Source organism: Rhizobium sp. 01T444 (assembly GCF_056398305.1).
In genome coordinates this window covers 1-569 of sequence record NZ_JBFTPD010000325.1, presented here as the reverse complement: position 1 = coordinate 569, position 569 = coordinate 1, and the positions used below count along the sequence as shown (strand labels likewise).

At 68.9% G+C, this 569-nt stretch carries 1 protein-coding gene; it reads left to right on the top strand.

Annotated elements, in window-relative coordinates; translation table 11 throughout:
• Positions 1-35: 35 nt before the first annotated feature.
• A partial coding sequence (locus AC1DTN_RS38720; RefSeq protein WP_477925520.1) for a ChbG/HpnK family deacetylase occupies positions 36-569 on the top strand: 534 nt, incomplete at its 3' end.

Sequence of the window (569 nt, the reverse complement as noted above, 5' to 3'; positions counted from 1 at the left end):
GCCTGGCGCGCTTCATCGCCCGGAGCTATCTCGGGATGCTTCGTCCGGCACCTGTCCTGGCCGAGATCAGGGATCAGTTGGCGCGCTTCGAGGATGGGCTTGGTCGCGCCCCCGCCTTCGTGGACGGGCATCGGCATGTCCACCAGCTCCCCATCGTGCGGGACATGCTGGTCGAGGAACTCGCCGACCGGTACCGCTCCTCTGCGCCCTGGCTTCGCAGCACGGCGCCGCCCCCGACCACCGGCATCGCGAAGACCAAGGCCGACCTGATTCACGCGCTCGGCGGCAGGGCACTCTGCAGGCTGGCGGCTCGCCGTGGCATCCCGACCAGTCTTGGCTTGCTGGGGGTCTACGATTTCGCCGGCGATACCGCAGCGTATCGGCTGCGCCTGGAGCGCTGGGTCGGCGCGTGCCGGACGGGCGACGTGCTGATGTGCCATCCCTCGCTCACGAACCTTCCCTCGGATCCGATCGGTGCCGCGAGGGTGCGCGAGTTCGACGTGCTGAGTGCCATCGGCCTTCCTCTTCGCACGGAGCACGGGGCGGTGGCGTTGATGCCTCTTTCAGGC